The sequence below is a fragment of the Roseovarius sp. PS-C2 genome (assembly GCF_018862045.1).
Taxonomy (GTDB): domain Bacteria; phylum Pseudomonadota; class Alphaproteobacteria; order Rhodobacterales; family Rhodobacteraceae; genus Roseovarius.
The window spans coordinates 1-14,829 of the sequence record NZ_JAHKSQ010000004.1; the positions used below are offsets into that span (position 1 = coordinate 1).

General features: G+C 52.3%; 14 protein-coding genes and 1 pseudogene. 8 read left to right on the forward strand and 7 right to left on the reverse strand.

Annotation, left to right across the window (positions count from 1 at the left end):
- Positions 1 to 202 precede the first annotated feature (202 nt).
- The 3 genes from KPG71_RS08185 to KPG71_RS08195 are packed head-to-tail and all read left to right on the forward strand — an operon-like array spanning position 203 to position 3,044.
- Positions 203 to 1,057, forward strand: a complete 855-nt coding sequence (locus KPG71_RS08185) for a hypothetical protein (RefSeq protein ID WP_216337626.1) — start codon at positions 203 to 205, stop codon at positions 1,055 to 1,057.
- A gap of 41 nt (positions 1,058 to 1,098) precedes the next feature.
- Entirely contained in the window at positions 1,099 to 1,527 is a 429-nt protein-coding gene (gene mobC / locus KPG71_RS08190) for a plasmid mobilization relaxosome protein MobC (protein ID WP_253196176.1), read from the forward strand.
- Positions 1,521 to 3,044, forward strand: coding sequence for a relaxase/mobilization nuclease domain-containing protein (locus KPG71_RS08195; protein WP_216337627.1), 1,524 nt, complete (start codon positions 1,521 to 1,523; stop codon positions 3,042 to 3,044). The genes mobC and KPG71_RS08195 overlap by 7 nt, the downstream gene beginning before the upstream one ends.
- 10 nt (positions 3,045 to 3,054) lie before the next feature.
- Here KPG71_RS08195 and KPG71_RS08200 read toward each other — a convergent pair whose 3' ends face one another.
- The 6 genes and pseudogenes from KPG71_RS08200 to KPG71_RS19755 form a co-directional block, all read right to left on the reverse strand.
- Positions 3,055 to 3,474, reverse strand: a complete 420-nt coding sequence (locus KPG71_RS08200) for a hypothetical protein (RefSeq protein ID WP_216337628.1) — start codon at positions 3,472 to 3,474, stop codon at positions 3,055 to 3,057.
- 64 nt (positions 3,475 to 3,538) lie between these two features.
- Positions 3,539 to 4,228 (reverse strand): hypothetical protein, encoded by a 690-nt coding sequence (locus KPG71_RS08205; RefSeq protein WP_216337629.1) that lies wholly within the window; start codon positions 4,226 to 4,228, stop codon positions 3,539 to 3,541.
- Between the two features lie 20 nt (positions 4,229 to 4,248).
- Entirely contained in the window at positions 4,249 to 4,503 is a 255-nt protein-coding gene (locus KPG71_RS08210) for a hypothetical protein (RefSeq protein WP_216337630.1), read from the reverse strand.
- A gap of 163 nt (positions 4,504 to 4,666) precedes the next feature.
- The gene (locus KPG71_RS08215; RefSeq protein WP_216337631.1) at positions 4,667 to 5,320 is read right to left on the reverse strand and encodes a hypothetical protein; all 654 of its coding nucleotides are present in this window, start codon (positions 5,318 to 5,320) and stop codon (positions 4,667 to 4,669) included.
- Between the two features lie 187 nt (positions 5,321 to 5,507).
- Positions 5,508 to 5,798 carry a HigA family addiction module antitoxin gene (locus KPG71_RS08220; protein ID WP_216337632.1) on the reverse strand — a complete coding sequence of 97 codons (291 nt, stop codon included), beginning with the start codon at positions 5,796 to 5,798 and terminating at the stop codon, positions 5,508 to 5,510.
- Positions 5,799 to 5,876: 78 nt separating this feature from the next.
- Positions 5,877 to 6,032, reverse strand: a pseudogene (locus KPG71_RS19755) (type II toxin-antitoxin system RelE/ParE family toxin); the annotation flags it as partial.
- Between the two features lie 297 nt (positions 6,033 to 6,329).
- On the opposite strand from KPG71_RS19755, the gene KPG71_RS08230 reads away from it, so the two are divergent.
- From KPG71_RS08230 to KPG71_RS08250, 5 genes are read left to right on the forward strand one after another with little or no spacing between them, the layout of a single operon-like run.
- Positions 6,330 to 8,423, forward strand: coding sequence for a DEAD/DEAH box helicase family protein (locus KPG71_RS08230; RefSeq protein WP_216337633.1), 2,094 nt, complete (start codon positions 6,330 to 6,332; stop codon positions 8,421 to 8,423).
- Entirely contained in the window at positions 8,413 to 8,634 is a 222-nt protein-coding gene (locus KPG71_RS08235) for a hypothetical protein (protein ID WP_216337634.1), read from the forward strand. Before KPG71_RS08230 ends, KPG71_RS08235 begins: the two co-directional genes overlap by 11 nt.
- Positions 8,631 to 10,616 carry an AAA family ATPase gene (locus KPG71_RS08240; RefSeq protein WP_216337635.1) on the forward strand — a complete coding sequence of 662 codons (1,986 nt, stop codon included), beginning with the start codon at positions 8,631 to 8,633 and terminating at the stop codon, positions 10,614 to 10,616. Before KPG71_RS08235 ends, KPG71_RS08240 begins: the two co-directional genes overlap by 4 nt.
- Positions 10,613 to 10,993 (forward strand): hypothetical protein, encoded by a 381-nt coding sequence (locus KPG71_RS08245; protein ID WP_216337636.1) that lies wholly within the window; start codon positions 10,613 to 10,615, stop codon positions 10,991 to 10,993. Before KPG71_RS08240 ends, KPG71_RS08245 begins: the two co-directional genes overlap by 4 nt.
- Positions 10,994 to 11,016: 23 nt before the next feature.
- Positions 11,017 to 13,542, forward strand: a complete 2,526-nt coding sequence (locus KPG71_RS08250) for a sigma factor-like helix-turn-helix DNA-binding protein (protein WP_216337637.1) — start codon at positions 11,017 to 11,019, stop codon at positions 13,540 to 13,542.
- Positions 13,543 to 13,564: 22 nt separating this feature from the next.
- Here the strand turns inward: KPG71_RS08250 and KPG71_RS08255 are convergent, their stop codons facing one another.
- Positions 13,565 to 14,704, reverse strand: coding sequence for a site-specific DNA-methyltransferase (locus KPG71_RS08255; RefSeq protein ID WP_216337638.1), 1,140 nt, complete (start codon positions 14,702 to 14,704; stop codon positions 13,565 to 13,567).
- Positions 14,705 to 14,829 lie beyond the last annotated feature (125 nt).

A 14,829-nucleotide genomic window follows, 5' to 3' on the forward strand; every position in this document is an offset into this window, starting at 1 on the left:
CCCTCCTAAGGGGCAGGTTGCAGGTTCGAATCCTGCCGGGGTCGCCAAAAACGCCTGAAAAATATGACTTATTTACAGGGCTTTGTGCAGATGCTTGCAGAAACTCCCGAGAGCTTTCGGGCCGAATTCTACTGAAACGGCGGAAATCTCGTACAAAACCTGTACAAAATTCGCACGTCTTTGCGCCTTTGGGGGCCATCCGATGAGCTGGCGGGTTGCGAACATATGCGCGGAACGGAAGTTCGGCAGCGCGACGCGCAAGCAGATCATCATGTTTCTCGCAGACAAGGCGAGCGATGATGGTTCCGGCATTTGGTGTTCTAAGGGAACGATTCAGCGGCATACGGAGCTGGGCGAGACCACCGTCAAGCGGACGATCCGGGAGTTCCTGAAGGAAGGCATCCTGGTCGAAACCGGTGCGCGCGGCTGCAAGAACGGATTCACCGTCGTCTACCGGATCAATCTGGCGAAGGTTGAGGCGCTGGAACCCACCGCAGAGCCCGAGATCGAGACGGGGGCCACAGTGGACCCCGTCCAGACTGGACCCGGAACGGGGGCCACAGTGGCCGGGGTACCGGGGCCATCACGGCCCCCAAACCACCCTAAAACCATCCATAAACCACCTACGCGTGAGCGCGAGGCGGCAGAGGATGAAGAGGCTGAGAAGATTCTGGCCTCCTATCCGCCCGACCGTTTGCGAGGGAAGGCTGAGTGCCTTAGCCGGATTAGGGAGGCTTTGGACGCTGGGACAGAGGTCGAGGACCTGTTGCAGGCCGTGAAGGCCTACGCAGCGGACAGCGCGGGCTTCACCCGCTCCAAGGTTTGTTTCTCGGACAACTGGTTCAGGTCGGGACGCTGGCGGGCCTATGTCGACGACATCACCCAAAGCCGAGAAGAGACGAAGGCCAAACAAGCCGAGATGCTGGTCGGCTTCGCGAATTGGGTGACGGAACGCCATCCTCTTTGCCGCCACATCACACCCGGCCAAATCGACGCGCTCTTGGCCGCAGAGCTGGTCACACAGGCGCAAATTCAGGCGGCAGGCCTCAGATCATGAACACAACCGATCCCACCGAAGCGCAAACAGCAAGGCGACCCATGTCATACGCTGACGCTGCTGACACGGGACCTTGCGAGGGGCGGCAAGCCTCCCCTTCGAACCCCACCGGCGCGGGAAAAGCCCGCACCAAAGAGCTGCTGACCGAGACCTTCGTCTTTCGGTGCACAGCGGCAGAGAAGGCCCAGTTGCGCGCCAAGGCCGAGGCGGCAGGACTGCCCGCTGCGACCCTGCTGCGCGAGGCGCTTGGCCTGACGGAAGCCCGCCGTCGCAAGCCGGTTCCCCGCGTCGATCCCGCGCTGGTGCTGGCCGTCGGGCGCATCGGTGGCAACCTCAACCAGATCGCCCGCTGGCTGAACCGCGCGATGCTGGCGGGGCGCGTTGATATTGACGCGCTCACCGTTGCACGCCGCCTGTTGACCATCGAACGCCAGCTTGCCCAGATCATCGAGGCGGCACGCAGATGCTGATCAAGTTCTTCCGCAATGGCAAAGGCGCGGGCGCGGGGCCGGTCGGCTACCTCGTGGCCGAGCGTGTGCTGGCCTATGACGACAACCGCGACCTGATCCGCGATGCCGATGGACGGCCGATGACGGTCACGCGCGATCCATTGCCCGAGGTCCTGCGCGGCAACCCTGAGCGCACCGAGGCCCTGATCGACGCTAGTCGCCACCAGTGGACCTACCGCGCGGGCGTGATCAGCTTTGCCGCCAGCGACGCCCCGACCGAGGACCAGCAGGCTGAGGTCATGGACCAGTTTGAGCGGCTGGCCTTTGCGGGGCTGGACCCTGAGCAATATGAGGTGCTCTGGGTCCGCCATACCCACGAAGACCGCGTCGAGCTTCATTTCTGCACGCCGCGCTTGGATCTGACCTCGGGCCGCAGCCTGAACATCGCGCCGCCCGGCTACGAGAAAGCCTTCGACAGCCTGCGCGACGTGATGAACCAGCGCCACGGCTGGGCCGATCCGATGGAGTTGGAGCGCACCCAAGAGGTCCGCGACACCATTGAAACCCCAACCCGTGCGCAAGGCCGTGACGAGCTGCACGCGTGGCTTCTGGATCAGGTCAGCGTTGGCCTGATCACTGACCGTGCAACCATGATCGATGCCCTCACAGACGCGGGCTACGACCTTCCGCGCGTCGGCAAAGCATACCTGACCGCCCGCGATCCCGACACGGACGAGCGCTGGCGTTTGAAAGGAGAGATTTTCCATGAAGACTGGCAAGCCGACCCGGCTGAGCGAGAAGCTGAACGCGGAACTGGACACGATCCGGCAGGACTACGCCGTCTCGATGGCATCCCAGTTGGAGAGCTTCAGGACCGATTTGAACAGCATTGCGACCAACGCGCAGCGTACAATCGAGAGCGATACCCGCACCTTTCTGCGACAGAACAAGAGCTGGCTGACGATCTCGCCCTGGCTGATCACGGGGATGTTTTTGGCGGGGATCGTCTCGATGATGGCCGCGAGCTTGCTCTGGACGTTGATGCTGGCGAGCTCGGAACTGACGGACTTGGGCCTGACGCGGATCGACAGGGAGGACGGGACCTGGCTGGTGCTGGACCCGACCAAGACGCGGCTGAGGACCTGCACGCTGGGCGGCAGATCAGTGACCTGCATCAAGATCGAGGAGAATTAGATGACGACACCCCTGACAGCCTTGGAACGCGACTTGCTCGCCTGCGTCGAGCGGTTGGTGACGGCCTGCGAGGTCTCAGCCGCGGAATTGAGCGGGTTAGAGGAACGCTCGACGAGCAGGATGCAGAACCAGATGGATGGATTGGCCGCCTGCGTGTCGGTGCTCATTCAATCGCAAACGGCGTCCGTGGCTGCGTTGCACGGCTTGTTGAGCGAGGGCTCGAACTACGGGAAGCTGCGCACGCAACTCGAGACCAGCTTGAAATTAGTGAAGGCCGCCGAAGAGAGGTTGAAACAGAGCTAGAGGAGCGTGAGGTCGAAATGGACCGGGGGATGACGCATTGACCCCTGCAAATTAGTGGCCTTGCATTGTCCCGATGGTTTCAAACAGCTTCGCTGTAAAGCGACCCTTTAGAACGCTCGGGGCGTTGTTCAACTCTTCGCCTGCAACGCATTGAAGTCCTGTATTGTACTCATGAAGACGGCCTAAAAAATCGCTGACATCTTGGGGATGCTGTTCGCAGTAAATTTGTGACCACCATAGTCGACAGTTTGGGTTCCCGGGACGAATACTCTGCTCAAAATAGTCAAGTTCTTCCACAGTGCCTTGGCCTACACGGTTCTGAAAAAAAACAAAAAACGCGTCAAAATGCCGGCCTGATTGTTCGAATATACTTTCGCAGATTGTTTTACCATCCACGCGGGCATTCTCGTGCTGCTCGAAGAAGAAGAACTCGAACTTTCCACTTCGCTCGGCGTGCCTTGCGGCACTCATGATCTCATATCGGAACAACTCGATACCCGTAACCGGGGACGAGACAAATACGCGAAAGGGCAATTCAGCATTCCTCGTCTTGGACTAGGTAGTCCTCCGAGAGGATCATGAAGTACGATAACTCGTCGAAATCTCGAAATCTAAAACAGTAGATCAGCTCATCAATCTTCTTTTGTGGCACTTGTTCTGCTTTGATACCCAGAACCAGCAGTGCGCAGTGAAGTGCGAATTCTTCGTTGATGTTGGTAAGGAAAGGGTGTGGCTTTACGACCTGCGGCAGCGAAGCTTTTACACCTTGTTCACCGCTGACCATTATTACAGATATCGGTTTATACTTGAGAATCCACTTGGCGGTGTATGCTGCTACTTTTGAAGCGTTAATGTTGACTGAGTTGTGGACCAACTCTGTCCACTCTGGCGACAACGGGTCAAGTTTATCAATTGAATCTACCCCGAACCGTTGCAGCGTTGCCGCCACTTCCTGTGCTAGAGCTTCGTTGGAAATTGATTTGAGGTCTTTCGCGTCGAAATGGTATTCTTTGTACCTGATGGTATCGAGAAAATATGACCTAACGATCTCGGCCAGACACATGTAGTCGACTTCCAAGCGTGCGCCCAAGTTGCTTGCCTCAACATATGAGGCAAGCTTTTCGAACACTTGATATAGTGTTGAAAATCTCTGGGCTTCACGATCAGCGTAAAAGCGCTCATATAAGGTTTTTGTTCGCTTTGAAACGCTTCCAAGTGAAATCATGGCTTAGCCTGATACCACCTTTATAGCGACAACAGAATCGTATGCTGAACGTTGGAAGTAAGCAGGGACAGGTCTGCGTCAGTCAGATCGCCGCGCAGAACAGTGTTTTCACCATCGTTCGGCATTGCACGATCATCAGGCATTTTAGGCTTGATCGCATCCAAAAAAAACTGCTTCGCCTCAGATGCCTTGAGGCGCTCTGCGTAGGGATGGTACATATCTATCTCTCTTCTTGCCGTGCCATAGGAGAGTTGCCAACAGATGCCGCCTCTCATCCACACCGCTTTTCTTTGCCACCTTCGGCAGCCGGTTGAGCGGCGTTTACAGCTCTCTCCCTTTATTTTCAAGGGAAGAATCACATGAAACCCCGCCCAAAGCAAGGCAATTTTGTGTCTGGCTGCGGGTGTGGCACAAGATGTGGCTTGTTACGCTCCTTGATCAATGGGGTTCACTCCGCCCGACGGTGGGAATCGCGTTACCAATCAAGACAGTGAGAAACAAGAACACGTTGATCAACTGTAGCAACAAGACACCCCTAGCAAGTTGATCTTTGGGCTGGAAGCCTTCGTAGGTCAACGTGAACGAATTTGAGATGCTGAGATAGAGAGCATCCAACCTATTCGGATTTGAGGGCCACTCCAAATGGCATGCGATCTGCGTTGCGTAAAGATATGCGAAACCAAAAATCGAGAAGAGAAACGCTAGCAGAAAGCTGACGAGGCGTCTTCTATCGCGCCTCACGGCCTTCGCGCGGTCAAGTCTTGGAGGATCATAGTCACTGCCCCATCCATGGTAGTAGAAGTAGCTGAACAAATTGAAAAAAAGTAGATAAGAGACTACAGTTCCCGCAAGCCAACCGCTTTCCATCCTCCAAATGAGCCCAAACACTAAAGCCCACTTCAATAGAATGAACCAGTCAATCCAAAGGTTCGCATTCTTTCGAAGGGCTTCATCGCTTGGTGCATCGTGCTTGCGCATTAGGAATGCTTGTCCCAGCTTCTTCCAATGCTCGACGGCACTCAACTTTTGCAACCCAGCGACCCCACAAGCTACAATTCTGATAATGAAGCCTTCATTTTCGTAATTTGACATCTGACTGCTTCTCCACCGTTGTCTCTTGCACGCGCCAAAGTGCGATAGGGCGTTCACACCAAAACAGGTTCCTTATCCACTGAAAACTAACAAAGTTATACGTCAGAGTTCGGACCTCCACCACACAGCAGTTCAAAAAAGTGACCCTAGAGGCGTGGGAGGCAAATATGGATCAGCGCAACACGCATTAACCCGCAATGATCGGCTCGATGTTGGAGACATCAATCTCTTTGGCCGCTAACGACATGTCGTAATTGGTTTGTAGGTTCACCCAGTAAGTCGGGGTCGTGTTGAACACACGAGCGAGGCGCAGAGCCGTGTCAGGCGTGATCCCAGTCGTGCCCTTGATCAACCGCTCGATCCGGGTCCGAGGCACGCCCAGACGCCGCGCAAGCGCGATTGCTCCCATATCCAGGGGATCAAGGTAAAGCTCTTTCAGGACTTCACCGGGGTGCATAGGTTCTTCAAGCAGGCTCATCAGCGTATCCTTTCAATGTAAATCGACAATCTCAACATCGGCAGGGCCGTTCGGCGTCCAAACAAAGCAGATGTGCCATTACTCGTTGATCCGCACAGAGTGTTGCCCAGCCCGATCACCTTTCAGTTCTTCCAAGTGGTTGCCCGGTGGAAAGCGTAAATCCTCCAAATCAACCGCAGCATCCAGCGCCGTGAGCATCGCCCGCGTCCGCTTCACCAAGTCACCGGGGATACCATTGCGATACTTGCCTACTACCGCGCTGGCAGTGAGCGTGTCTTTGGTGTTTTGAAGCCTGGCAAGCGTGTATCACTGCAAGACAAATGTATCAAGGTGTGATACGATCTCCGGACCAGCATTGACGGCCTGCAACAAGCTCAAAACTCAACGTGCTCTGTCCTCCATCATTCGGAAATTAAGATGCAATTGAGCGATGGGCGTTGACGCCGTCTGGGAATAAACCGACAGTTGTGTTCAAATGCGTGTAATTGAGGCGTAGCGAATTGAATCCAAACCAAAGTAGCGAATTTTAGAATGATTAGTGACGCGTTCGAAGCTGTTCTGGGAGGGGATCTGTCGAAGCTCAAACTTGAGACAGAATACCGTTCTACAAAAAACGATCCGGTCGAGGCGTTCTACAAAAAGTGCCTTCGCAACGCGACCAGCTATCAGAGAGCGGTTGGCTACTTTCGATCCACTGTACTCTTGATCATTGGAAGCACGATCTTGGAGTTTGCCCGTCGAGGAGGGCGGATTCAGTTGATTTGCTCGCCAAACCTTACGGGCGAAGATGTTCGAAGCATTTCAGCTGGGTATGCACGCCGCGAAGAAGTGTTTGGTACTGCGATCATAGAAGAATTTGATCGTCTGCTGGCTGAGCCCTCGACGGAGTTTTCCGCAAGAGCGTTGGCAACACTCATTTCTTGCAGCGCCCTAGAAATCAGACTGGCTGAACTCACGACAGGAAGTGGTATCTATCATGAGAAACTAGGCCTTTTCACGGATGATTTTGGCAATACTGTGAGCTTTCGAGGTTCGACGAACGAAACCTGGAGTGGGTGGCACTCAGAAGGCAACTTCGAAGCCTTTGAGGTGTTTTGCGATTGGCATGGAGCATCCGACAGGATTCGAACCGAAAAGCATCGCAACCATTTCGCAGCCCTATGGGAGGGAAATGACCCCGGCGTCAAAGTGTCGGCATTTCCGGAAACGGCTGAAAAATATCTCAGCAAATTCGCAGCAAAGAGCATCGAAGATATCATGGAAAGTGTTCCGATCCCGACAGCATCGCGCCGCACACCCTTACCGCACCAAATCAAAGCGCTGGATGCTTGGCGAAAGCAGGGCTCAAGAGGAATCTTTGAACATGCAACGGGAACTGGCAAGACATTCACCGCAATAGTGGCGATCAGAGAGCACGTTCAGGCAGGCAAGCCTGCAGTGGTTCTTGTGCCAAGCAGGTTGCTTCTACGCCAGTGGGCTGAAGAGATCCGTGATGAGATCCCTGGCGTCACACTAATGTTGGCGGGAGATGGCGAAAACCGATGGAAGTTACCAGGTCGCCTCAAGAGTATGACAGTTCCCGATGCCGATCTGGGGGCCCGTGTAACACTGGCAATGATGCCAACTGCGGCCACTGATCAATTTCTTAAAGGAGTCGTTCAGAGTGATGCCCTGCTCTTAGTCGTAGATGAAGTTCATCAGTTAGGCAGTAGAGTGAACTCTCGAGCGCTACAGATTGAGGCTGGCCTTAGACTCGGACTAAGTGCAACGCCGAAGCGTTATGGTGACCCGGAAGGTACAAGCAGGCTATTGGGGTACTTCGAGGGTGTTGTACCCCCACCCATCACGCTCTCGGATGCCATGAAGGCTGGCAGGCTAGTGCCTTATCAGTATTTCCCACATTCAATAAACTTGAACGCGGACGAAGCGGATCAATGGCTCGATTTTACGAACCGTATCAAAAAAGAGATCGCCAAGAGCGCCACTGATGCCAACGGAAAAAAGCAGCTTAGTGAGAGAGCCAAGATGTTATTGATCCAGCGCTCAAGAGTAGCAAAAAAAGCCGCGGCTAAGGTGGATCTCGCAGTCAAGACTATCAAGAAAGAGTTTCGCGATGGCCAAAGTTGGTTAGTTTATTGTGAAGACAGCGAACAACTAGCTGACGTCGCAACGGCACTCCGGTTGGCTGGGATTGAAACCATTGAATACCACTCAAATATGGATGGCGACCGAGAGGCGACCATGCAGTGGTTCCACAAATTTGGCGGTATTTTAGTTTCGATTAAGTGCCTCGATGAGGGTGTCGACATTCCCAAGGTTTCGCACGCTCTCATATTAGCGTCATCGCAGAACCCTAGGCAGTTCATTCAACGACGAGGAAGAGTCTTGCGAATACACCCTGAGAAAAACATGGCAGAGATACATGACGCGATCGTGCAACCGCTCAACGCAGAGGCGGAGCCAGAACAACTGGGGCTCCTACGTGGTGAGCTAATACGTGCAATTGAATTCGCGGATGGAGCGATGAACATGTCAGCAGGCGCAGAACTCAGGGCCATTTCCATGGAAATGGGGATAGAGATCGACGACCTGGTAGCACGAGATGGAGTAGAAGATGATGAGTGAACATTCTGGATCAGACATCGCTTTAGAAATATTGATAGCTTTGCGCGGGGAAGTTGCTCCTGACCTACCAGAAGAACTGCTCCGTGCTTGCTACTACGTGCAAAAAAACAATCAATTTACCTCGGATATATCCGTTCCCGTCGCTGAGATGGAGAAGCTCATTGATGCTGAGGTTGAAAAACTTTCAACCAAGTCGGAGGGTCAGGAATGAAGCTTAACCGGCTGACAATGAAAAACTTTATGCCTTACAAAGAGCAGGCAGTCATCGAATTCCCCAAGGATGAGTCGCGAAACGTGATGCTCGTTTTTGGGGACAACATGAGAGGCAAAACCTCGCTTCTCAACGCACTTCGATGGGGTTTTTATGAGAAGGCTCTGGGCAGACACTCCCGGGATATTCCACTGTTTGACATAGTAAACAAGGATGCGTTGCTAGAAGATGATTGGCGTGTTGAGGTGTTTGTTGAGTTTGAAGCCAACGGTGACATCTTTGAACTCCGTCGGACAGCCGATCGCCGCTCTCAGGCCGTTCGACCAACCCGTTCCGAAGACCTTCAGACCTCGGTGCTGCTGAAGAAAAATGGTTCAGTCGTAGCCGGAAACCAAGTGGCCTATGAACTAGATCAAGTGGCTCCGGAGCAGACCTCGCGATTCTTCCTTTTTGATGGTGAATTACTACAAGAGTACGAGGAGCTGCTGTTTGAAGGGAGCGAGCAAGGGCGTCAGATTAAGGATGCGATTGAGCAAGCCTTAGGCGTACCAACGCTCGTAAGGGGGCGAGATGGTCTTAGCGCAATTCTAAAGAACGCTTCCCGTGCGCAGACCAAAGCGTTGGCACATATCTCAGGACTAAAAGCTCAAGCCTTGCGTGCCGATGCTTTGAACGAGAAGCTGGAGGCTTTTGAAGCGGATCAGAAGTACATTGAAGCGTCGATTTCTACGATCCGGGAAGAACGCGAAAACCTGCAAGATGAAATCGAAGCGGCTGCGACAGTCCTTGCACTGAAAAGCAAGCTCGATGCGGCGAGGGAAGAGCGAAAAGAAAGCCAAGCTACGATTGAACGAAAGCACGTTGAGCGCCATCAAGTCCTGGCTTCCGCATGGAAGGACATGTTTGATGCGAGATTGGGCGAGAAAAAGAAGGGTCTTAGAGAGGAGCAGCGTCGCATCACGGGGGACATAAAAAAGACCTCCCGTGTTGAAGCCGACATTGATCGTCTGCGTGAGCTAATCGACACCGACTCTTGTCCGACCTGCCAGCAATCTGTGACCGGACCTATCCGTGAAGACCTTAAGACGACCCTTGGTCAGATGCAGGCAAAGCTGATGACTCAAAAGGATGTCAGTGTTCGGCTAAATGACATCTCAGCTCAGCTTGGCAATCTAGAGAAAATTCGCGGATCCGCCGCAGGAGAACGGTTCGCTCAGATCGAAAAAGACGTCAATCTAGCGCAGATCAAGCTTCAGAAAGCTGAAAACGAGATCGCTGAAATTGAAAATAAGATTGATGAACAAGATGCAACCGAGATAGCGCGCAAGCGTTCGCGGATTGTGGACCTGTTCAAAGAAGAGGGTAAACTAGACGATAACTTGAGTAGCGTCCGTACCAACATTAGGAAAGTGAACGAAGAGCTGGCGATTGCTAGGAAGGCGATCGAAGGGGTCGCATCAGCAAGGGCTGAAAAATCCACTACCAAGGTCACGCTCACATCCGATCTAGAGAAGGTTTTTCTAGCCAGTATAGAAAAGCTGCGAGACCGACTTCGTGGTAGGGTTCAGCAACTGGCAAGTGACGCCTTTCGTGAAATGACGACGCAACAGGCTTATCAGGGGCTCCAAATAAACGATAACTATGGCCTTAGCATTCTCGACAGCCAAGGGCGTACAGTCTCAATGCGTAGTGCAGGTGCGGAACAGATTGTTGCTCTATCACTGATAGACGGTTTGAACAGAACGGGAAGATCTGCTGGGCCCGTGGTGATGGATACGCCATTTGGTCGCCTTGATCCAAAGCACCGCAACAACATTCTGTGCTACCTACCGACTGTCACTACTCAGTTCGTTTTGTTCGTTCATGGTGGTGAAATCCGGCGGGAAACCGATCTTGAAGCAATCAAGGATCGCGTAGGGGAAGTTTATGAGCTTGTCGAGGTGTCCGAGACACAGACGAAAATCGAAAGGTCCAAACTATGAATGATTCAGATGTTACAACCGTTGGACTTTCTGAACATGCAGATGACCTTCTGGATCAGTTAAAAGAGCAGGAAATTTTCGCCGAGAAGCTAGATGGTTATCGTTTTGCCATAAGTTTTGCGGCCGCATCGGGTGTTGTTCCTCCAGAGATAGGAAAGCGGAAAACACTGTTCAATGTGGGATCACTTGACCCAGGCCAGTTGATTAGGAGCGCAGTTGAGGCTCTATACGAGGATCAGTTGGATAATACTTCCGTCTACCGTGTTGCCGAACGACTAGCGGACTGGGGTGTTCGTGAGTTGTACGAGCAGGCTTCTGAGGGGCAGATTGACTTTGCGAAAATTCTAAAAAGAATGGACGACCTGTCATCACAATGAACTCCCCACTCAGACTCTATTTGATGACCCGAAGGCGCGGGGCAGACTGGAAAATATTTGTTTCCCAGAAGCTGAATGAAGTTGAAGATGAGTGGGCGCGACAGTTTGGAGATGGCCAGATAAGTGGGGTCCTCCATGTAGGTTTTGGTCGTTTGCCGACACGTGCATTTAACGAGGCTGCTGACGGTAAAGACGGATGGCTACTCGTTACCCAAGGCGCAAAGTTTGTATTGCCTCAAACCTTTTCCTGTTCAGAGCACGAGATTGCTCAAGTAGAAGGGTTGCCAATTTATCTCGCCCTTGATGGATGGGGATACAGCCGCGAGGATCCAACTCTAAGCGTAACGTCGCATTCCACTGACAGAAATGTTCGCGCCGAAGATGGATCTTCAGCCAAACCTGCACGTGGCTGGGTATCCAGTTTCTTGTCTGTCGCGCCTGAATTTGACGGCGATCTAAAGCGAGTCGGCGTTTATGATGAAGAGAGCTACATCGAACTGGAGGAAGATCTACCGCATCAAATTAGAACCGCACTAGGACAGTTTCGCTACGACGCTCTCATACGTGATGAGGCCGATCCGCTGGACATTGTTCGCTGCGCCCCGCCTTGGTTGCGCTCGCAACCAGTTACAAGACTCTCTCTAACTGTGCGCCTCGGAAACGTTTTTTCCAGCAACGGGATTAATCTCGTCTCAGATCTTGATGGCTACACAGAGGCCGAACTATTTCGACTAAAGAACTTCGGGCGACATTCGAAGAAGCACCTTTCTGAAGCCCTCCTACAGGGCCTAAAACGTGGAACAGAGGATCTTAAAGTATCAGATGAAGCGTTTGGAGAGCGGCTATTGGCTCCTGGCGAAGTCGGCTCTGAGAGCAAAGAACCCCCCGCTCTTCTGTCAGTCGGGCTTCTTGTCAATCTTCTAAAAACACTCAATCAAATCGATGAGCGGGACAGAAATATCCTGCTCAATCGAATGGGATTTAGTCAGAAGCCAAGAACCCTAGAGGACATCGGCAGTGAATACGGGGTCACACGGGAACGGATTCGGCAAATTGAGAAGCGGTCACTTGAACGGATCATTGAGAAAGAACTTTGGGATGATGTGCTCAGGCACCGGTTAGGCGCCATTTTGGATGACCGTAACGACCCCCTCCCACTATTCGGCTTAGAAGTCGTCGATGAGTGGTTTAGAGGTACTGCCGACAAGCAAGATGTGCTTGAGTACCTAATTGATGTGATGTGTGAGAAACGCTTTCACGTTCTAAAAGTTGGAGAATTTAGATACGTAAGTCGTGTTGAGCAAGAAGCTTGGGAAGGTAAGTTGAAGGAGGCTCGGCAACTTCTTGAAGGCGCGGTTGAACTCAATTGGTCAGAAGCAGAGTGCCGTCAAACGGTCGATAGCTTTCTTCCAGCTTGGGGCAAAGAACTGGCCCCGCTACTTTGGGCGGAGGCATCTCGTTTGTGCCACTTTTCTGGCTCCGACGGTGCGAGAACCCTAACTGCCTACGGGCGTGGTCTCGAGCAGCTAATTCAAGTTGTTCTAGAAGAGAGTTCCAGGCCTCTACACACAAGTGAGGTAGCAAAGTCTGTCGGTGATTTGTCTGGAAAGCAGGTCGATGAGCAGCAAATTCGAAATCCGGTCGCAAATGTTGGCGTTCTTCTAGGCCGGGGGATCTATGGGTTAAGGAAGCATGTGCCTTTGTCAGACTTGGAGATCGAAACGGTGGCTGAGGTCGCTACCGAGATTGTTGCGGAGCACTCGTCTGGCCGACAATGGCATACATCTGAACTCCTTGCGGAGGTTCTAGAGATTGAAGGATCTCTAAGCGATAGACTTGATAAGTATGGACTAAGCGTAGCGCTCCAGATGAAGTCACAACTTAAGTACCTTGGTCGGCTTGTTTGGGTTTTGCCCGACGCAGATGATCTGCACCGCGTCGATATTCGGGATGCCGTGGTTGAGATTTTAGATACAGCGGGCGGACCACTCACATCACGAGAGATTAACGAACGGCTTTCTAAAATCAGGGGGCTAAATGGGGCTGTACAGATCTGGAACCGCGATCCAGTTCTTCGTGTAGGTAGAGGTATTTGGGGGCTCAATGATCGAGATCTAGCGGTGAAGCGTGAAGAACAACCGGCACTCATTGATAGAGTTTTCACGGCCCTCAGGCAAAAGGGGTCTGGGATACATTTGGACGAGATAGACCGTTACATTGACGGCTTGGTTTCAGTTGATCCGGAGGCCGTTTTTAGTATCGCGACACTTGATGATCGAATTGCCGTCAGCATTGGGCGCTTCGCCTACCTAAAGGAATGGGGCGAACCCAGGCGCATTACACTTAACGCCGCACTCGAAAAGCTTATTAATCAAGTGCCGGGACCGATGAACATTGGCGACATCAAAGATTGGCTAAATTTCTTTACTGAACGCCAGATCGATAAGGAAGCGGTTTCACATGCCCTCTCTAGATCCGGTACGCGTTACCTTGGCGATGGAATTTGGGACCTAGAGAGGCAAGTAGCCGACGACAGTGACGATGATTGAGACAAGTTATATTCACCGTAGGCTATTCTTGTGCTTTTACCGTTGAATCGGCGGTTTTTCGGTCTCCTCGGCTCCCAATTGAGATCCCCTGACAAGTAGAAACGATACTTGTGGGGCAAAACCGGCCTATGGAGTGCGCTGCGTATTTCCAATCTGCTTCAACTCCGAGCCATTTCCGCTCAAGATTTTCCGCAACGGCACCAGTAGTGTTGCTCCCCGCGAATGGGTCCAAAACGATGTCACCCTTGTCCGTTAGAAATTTTACAAAAAAATCGGCAAGGCTCTTTGGCATCCGTGCCGGATGGACCTTGGCTCCTTGATTTAGGCAGAATTTTCGATAATCGTCGCTTGAAACCGTATTGGCCGCCTTTAGCAGATTTGTGGCTTCTTCGAACTCTGAAATCTGGGTCATGGTTTGTTCGAATTGTTGTTGAGAAATCGTGCCATCAATTGATGGGATCCCGTCAACATTACCAACGTTTGGCGGGATGGCACCTTTGTTGTCAGTCTTGAAGCTTTCGGCACCGATGTTGTGGGCTGAAGGGCGAAGTCCAGCGTTATACTTACCTGACTTGATCAATCGTTTCATACTGGGACTATATTCACGAAGGACATTACGATTGTCGGCCTTGGGCCGCTCGTTCGGAGACATCCACCATACTCGTGTGAACGCATCTTTGACCCTAGACCTCTCCTTGTTCACCCATTCGATTGGCGATGGGAGGCGTGCCGGGTTATACCAAATAAATTCTTGGCAGAGATGCAGATCAGCTTTCTCCAAGAAGCGTAGAAACGCTTTCATGACATGGACCGACATGACAGGACGCCCTGGCATCCAAGCGTTGCCAATTTCAATTACAATTGAACCGTCTTCGGTAACCATGTCCCGCAAGATAGGTGCAAAATCTGCAAACCATTCGACATACTCATCCTGTGTTCGGTTGCCGTATGCTTTCTTGGTATTTAGAGGGAAAGGCGGTGAGGTCATGACAAGTTGAACCTTGCCAGCAAATTTCTTGAGAGGTTTAGACCGAAGAACATCTTCGGATTGTCCGAGATACATTGCTCCAGAGGCGGTGGAGTAGACTGGAACCGAGCCATCATCGGCCAAAGGTCTATCTAAGGCTATATTTGCCTCATATGTTTCGAACCAATCCGACATTCAATGCTCCCTCGTGACGCGCCGTCTACCCATATTATTGAATCTGTATGTGAACCACCTCAAAACCTTGAGTGTTCCACCTTAAGCTTTGAACTCTCCGAAAAGCGACTACGCTCAAGCCAGTT

Coding starts and splice junctions, on each gene's coding strand:
- KPG71_RS08205 (WP_216337629.1), bottom strand. CDS start 4,228: ATGATTTCACTTGGAAGCGTTTCAAAGCGAACAAAAACCTTATATGAG.
- KPG71_RS08220 (WP_216337632.1), bottom strand. CDS start 5,798: ATGAGCCTGCTTGAAGAACCTATGCACCCCGGTGAAGTCCTGAAAGAG.
- KPG71_RS08235 (WP_216337634.1), top strand. CDS start 8,413: ATGATGAGTGAACATTCTGGATCAGACATCGCTTTAGAAATATTGATA.
- KPG71_RS08200 (WP_216337628.1), bottom strand. CDS start 3,474: ATGAGTGCCGCAAGGCACGCCGAGCGAAGTGGAAAGTTCGAGTTCTTC.
- KPG71_RS08230 (WP_216337633.1), top strand. CDS start 6,330: ATGATTAGTGACGCGTTCGAAGCTGTTCTGGGAGGGGATCTGTCGAAG.
- KPG71_RS08215 (WP_216337631.1), bottom strand. CDS start 5,320: ATGTCAAATTACGAAAATGAAGGCTTCATTATCAGAATTGTAGCTTGT.
- KPG71_RS08185 (WP_216337626.1), top strand. CDS start 203: ATGAGCTGGCGGGTTGCGAACATATGCGCGGAACGGAAGTTCGGCAGC.
- KPG71_RS08240 (WP_216337635.1), top strand. CDS start 8,631: ATGAAGCTTAACCGGCTGACAATGAAAAACTTTATGCCTTACAAAGAG.
- KPG71_RS08250 (WP_216337637.1), top strand. CDS start 11,017: ATGACCCGAAGGCGCGGGGCAGACTGGAAAATATTTGTTTCCCAGAAG.
- KPG71_RS08195 (WP_216337627.1), top strand. CDS start 1,521: ATGCTGATCAAGTTCTTCCGCAATGGCAAAGGCGCGGGCGCGGGGCCG.
- KPG71_RS08255 (WP_216337638.1), bottom strand. CDS start 14,704: ATGTCGGATTGGTTCGAAACATATGAGGCAAATATAGCCTTAGATAGA.
- mobC (WP_253196176.1), top strand. CDS start 1,099: ATGTCATACGCTGACGCTGCTGACACGGGACCTTGCGAGGGGCGGCAA.
- KPG71_RS08245 (WP_216337636.1), top strand. CDS start 10,613: ATGAATGATTCAGATGTTACAACCGTTGGACTTTCTGAACATGCAGAT.
- KPG71_RS08210 (WP_216337630.1), bottom strand. CDS start 4,503: ATGAGAGGCGGCATCTGTTGGCAACTCTCCTATGGCACGGCAAGAAGA.